The organism is Herbaspirillum lusitanum P6-12, from assembly GCF_000256565.1.
Lineage (GTDB): Bacteria > Pseudomonadota > Gammaproteobacteria > Burkholderiales > Burkholderiaceae_D > Herbaspirillum > Herbaspirillum lusitanum.
Map to the genome: position 1 here is coordinate 1 of NZ_AJHH01000110.1, position 4,655 is coordinate 4,655.

The following is a 4,655-nucleotide window of genomic DNA, read 5'->3' on the forward strand; positions in this document are numbered from 1 at the left end:
GAAGCTTCGACAGACTTTCGATACTGGTGTCTGCCCGAACATGCTCGTCGGTATCGAACAGTACTGTTTCCCGACGTCGCTTTACTTCTACCGGGATGATTTGCTCGCGGAAACGACCTTCTGCGATCGCATGCCCGGCGCGACGATGGCTTTCAGCAGCATAGGCATCCTGGCGGTCGCGGCCGATGTTGGCGTATTTGGCGACGTTCTCCGCAGTATCTCCCATCTGTCCGTGACCGAATGGATCGGACAACGTATTGACCAACCAATCGTAGGCAACGCTATTGCCCATTTTGGTACCGAATCGCATACCCGAGATCGAGAAAGGAGCCCTGCTCATCGACTCGGCGCCGCCGGCGACTGTAATCGAAGCTTCTCCCAATAGCATCATCTGAGCGGCAGACACGATGGATTGCGCTCCCGAACCGCAAAGACGGTTCAAGGTCAACCCAGGCCGTTCATCCGGGATTCCGGCTTCTATAGCCGCTGTGCGTCCCAGGAAAAGATCTGCGGCTTCCGTCGGAATCACCGTTCCAAACACTGAATGCTCCACTTCCGCTGCTTCAATACCGGCTCGACGAATCGCCTCGCGGGTGACGATTGCTCCAAGCTTCGTCGGAGAGAAATCCTTCAAGCTTTCGCCGAAATCGCCAATAGGAGTACGGGCGCCGCTTACGATAAAAATGTCTTGTTTCACTTTGTTTCCTCTACGATGAAATGTTCAAAATCAATGATTCTTTACGCCGCGGGCAAGATGACGCCAGCGTCCGTGGGGCTATATAAACGTTCAACCTCATTCGCGCGCGCCCTCAGCACGGCGCGTTGATTGATATATCCCTTGTCGGTGATTTCGCCGGTATCGATTGACGGCGGCGTCAACATCAAAAGCACTCGGCCTATACGTCCCGAAGAGCCGGCTCCCTGATTCAACCGTGCGAGCGCCTGGGCAACGGCTTCTCGGATGATTGGATGGTCGATCAGCTCGGCCAGGGATGCGCCGGGAAGTTTTGTGAGCTGGCGGCAGCCGTTCAGGCTGGGGAACGCTAGAAGTCCGACCTCATCACGGTCCTGACCTGTAACCACTGCGTCCTGGATGAGCGGAGCCAAGGCGCTGACGCAGGCGATTCGTACGTTCGTGGTACGCACCCACGTTCCGGTGACGAGCTTGAAATCCTCGGCGACACGACCGTCGAAAACAATGCCTAATTCTGGCCGGGATGGATCCTCGAGCTTGCCGGCATCCCCCATCTTGTAATAGCCGTCTTCGTCAAAGATATCTTTCGCCAACTCCGGATGGCGCCAGTAACCTGGTGTCACCATGGGACCACGCAAGCGAATCTCGAACTTGTCTTCCGACGGTGCCAGCTTCATCTCTGCGCCTGGGATCGGTACTCCGATATTGTCCGGCCGCTTGCTTTGGCCGGAGCTTACGCACACGACGGGAGCGGTTTCCGTCGAACCGTAGCTGATGACGATGCGCATTTCATGCGGAGACCATCGGCCGGCAAGCTCGTGCAACGCTTCCCAGGTACTCTTAGGCAGCCCCGCCCCGGCGGAAAAGATAAGCCGCAGCCGGCTGAAGAACCGTCGGCACAACTCGTCGTCCTTTCGCAGCGCGGCGACCAATTCATCCAAAGCCTTGGGGACGCTCAAATAAATGGATGGCGGCAATTCGCGAATGTTCTGTAGCGTTCTTTCAAACTGGGAGCCGACAGGACGTCCGTCGTCGATGACCATCGTTCCGAGATGCCGTAATACGCAGTTGAAAATCAGGCATCCGCCGAAAACATGACTCCATGGCAGCCAGTCGACAGCGACAGGTGGTTCTGCTTCGAGGAATGGCCAGCATTGAGTCAATGCCTCTTGGTTAGAACACATCATGCGCTGCGTGACCAAGGCCCCTTTGGACGATCCTGTCGAACCAGAAGTAAACAAGACCTTCGCAATTGTGTCGGGGCCAACGGGGAATCGAGCCCGGATAGACCCGACAGCCTGGCCTGGATCCCTAATCTTTTCCAGTGTAAGTACGGGCTGGTCTACGCCTGTACTGTTGCCGACCAGAATGTTAGCTCCCGCCTTCGCTGCAGCACTCAATGCGCGCTCGAATCCTGCCCATGTCTCCGCAAACACCATTCCCGGAGTCAGCAAGCGGAAGATATTCTCCACGCGCTCCAGATCAGCCATTTGAGAATAGGCGACCGAAATGGGAGCTACCGGGATACCTACGCTCATGGCGGCCAATGCCAGCAAAGCGTGGTTGATGCTATTGGGGGAAATAATTGCCAGTGGGCGATCAGGCGTCAGCCCATAGTTCAGCAATGCGCGCCCGTATTGATCAACAAGCTGCAGCGCTTCGATATAGGTAACCCTGTTCCACAAATTTCTATCGAAAACGGATCGTTCTTGAAGAAAGATATTGTGGGGGACGAGCTCCGCTGCGCGCTCCAGCATTTCGTGCAACGACAGGAATGGCTCCGTTGGCGCCAGTCCGCTACGTAGGACGATTCCACCCGATTCGGGAGTAGCTATGACCGGGGGAGAAACGAAGTTGACTGATGGGGTAACAGCGACTGCATGCATGATTGTCTCCAGAGTATTTAGTATTCTTTATTTTCAATAAAGATAATGCTGTTATCTAAAAATATCAATCTTTATTTGATGAATACTGAGATAATGAGCGTCGGCAATTTTCAAGTTTCCAGGGTGAAAGTGGTTGCCGACATCATTCAAGGCGAATCAGGAAAATAACGAATGCAGGCACGCAAAAACGGAGATATCGCCAAGGCAAAAGGCGCGGCGTCCAAGATGAACGCAAAAGACCAAAATGCTTCCAGGAAGGAAGCCTTGGACGAAATTGAAATTGATATGAAGTATCTGGAGGGTACTATCGGATACGCCATTCGTCGTGCACAAATTGCCGTGTTTGCCGACCTCTACAAGACCATCGGCGAAATGTCGATTACTCCGACGCAATTCTCGGTTCTTTCGCTTGCTGCAGATAACCCTGGCCTCACCCAAGCCTATATTGCAACTGCCCTTGGCGTGGAAAGACCTCGGATCGTTCCCATCATTGATTCGCTGGAAAAACGCAGACTCGCAGAACGTGTAACCTCCGAGACTGATCGACGAGCTCGCGAAATTCATCTCACCAAAGAAGGACACGTCCTTTTGAAAGATCTCAAGAAACGCTTTGCAAGTCATCAGGCGCGAATGATCGCGCGGTTAAAAGGCTCGCCCGATAATTTTCTTGATGAGCTATGGAATCTGGCCAAGTCCGAATGACTGCGCACTGATTCACAAAAAAAGAGGCTCTGTCACCAAAGCCTCTTTTACATCTTTCGTCTTATTTCTTCACGAATTGACACTTGGATTTGGAAAGCGGGATGAATGCTTCGGCTGCTGGAATTGTGCGCTTGATCCGATAGTAATCCCAAGGATACTTGGATTCGGCGGGTGTCTTCACTTCAACCAGATACATGTCATGCACCATGCGCCCATCCTCGCGAATGACGCCATTGGTCGCATAGAAGTCATTGATTTTTGTAGACTTCAGTTTTGCCATGACTTGATCCGCATCATCGGTTCCCGTTGCTTCGATAGCCTTCAGGTAGTTCGTCACCGCGGAGTAGACGCCGGCATGGATCATGTTTGGCATCTGCTTCATTTTGGCGAAATAGCGACGGCTGAATTTCCGCGTTTCTTCATTGCGGTCCCAATAAAATCCTTCCGTCAGCAACATGCCCTGTGCCACATCCAGGCCCATGTTGTGGGTATCATTGATGTTGACTAGCATACCGGCGAAGCGCTGCCCTCCTTTTGCCAGTCCGAATTCACGAGCGCCCTTCAGTGTATTGATCATGTCGTTCCCCGCGTTTGCCAGGCCGATGATCTTGGCTTTCGATGCCTGCGCTTGCAGCAAGAAGGAGCTGAAGTCAGATGCATTGAGAGGATGACGCACCGAGCCCAGAACTTTGCCGCCATTCGCCACGACGACATCGCTCGCGTCCTTCTCCAGCGAAGTGCCGAACACATAGTCGGCAGTCATGAAAAACCATGTGTCGCCGCCCTGTTGAGTCACCGTCTTCGCAGTGCCGTTGGCTAAAGCGTAAGTATCGTAGGCATAGTGCACCATGTAAGGCGAGCACTCTTCATTTGTCAAACGCGTGGTGCCAGCGCCCACGGTCATGTTGACGCGTTTCTTGTCGTTCGTCACCCGAGCGACCGCCAAGGCTACTGAAGATGTAATCACGTCCGTGATCATATCGACCTTCTCGACGTCGATCCACTCACGAGCTTTGCTGGCGCCGATATCGGCTTTGTTTTGATGATCCGCCGTGATCACTGTAATTGGCGCGCCCAGTACCTTCCCGCCAAAGTCCTCGACTGCCATCCTGGCAGCAATGATTGAACCTTGCCCGCCGGACTCCGAATACACACTCGACATGTCAGTGAGGACCCCGATCTTCACGGCGCCATCAGATATCTTATTGGTTTGAGCCATTCCTTGCGTGGTGCAAGCAAATACACCTGCGATGCATGCAGCCAACTTCAGCAGCTTGAATTTATTCATTTTGCGTCTCCGTTGTAATAGTTAATTATTCTTTTTATTCGTTCATTGAACGTTAGGAAACCAAAAAAAAAAAAAAAAAAAAAAA

At 52.8% G+C, this 4,655-nt stretch carries 4 protein-coding genes; 1 reads left to right on the plus strand and 3 read right to left on the minus strand.

Translation table 11 applies throughout. The features are described from left to right. Both HLUSI_RS0103825 and HLUSI_RS0103830 read right to left on the minus strand, forming a co-directional pair. The coding region (locus tag HLUSI_RS0103825) for a thiolase family protein (RefSeq protein WP_016832712.1) at window positions 1-697 on the minus strand (697 nt) is incomplete at its 3' end. A gap of 41 nt (window positions 698-738) precedes the next feature. After that, window positions 739-2,580 carry a feruloyl-CoA synthase gene (locus tag HLUSI_RS0103830; protein WP_029363090.1) on the minus strand — a complete coding sequence of 614 codons (1,842 nt, stop codon included), beginning with the start codon at window positions 2,578-2,580 and terminating at the stop codon, window positions 739-741. Window positions 2,581-2,751: 171 nt separating this feature from the next. On the opposite strand from HLUSI_RS0103830, the gene HLUSI_RS26845 reads away from it, so the two are divergent. After that, window positions 2,752-3,282: a MarR family winged helix-turn-helix transcriptional regulator gene (locus HLUSI_RS26845; RefSeq protein ID WP_016832716.1), complete on the plus strand. Its 531-nt coding sequence runs from the start codon at window positions 2,752-2,754 to the stop codon at window positions 3,280-3,282. Window positions 3,283-3,343: 61 nt separating this feature from the next. Here HLUSI_RS26845 and HLUSI_RS0103840 read toward each other — a convergent pair whose 3' ends face one another. Beyond that, the gene (locus HLUSI_RS0103840) at window positions 3,344-4,570 is read right to left on the minus strand and encodes an ABC transporter substrate-binding protein (protein WP_016832717.1); all 1,227 of its coding nucleotides are present in this window, start codon (window positions 4,568-4,570) and stop codon (window positions 3,344-3,346) included. Between the last annotated feature and the right edge of the window lie 85 nt (window positions 4,571-4,655).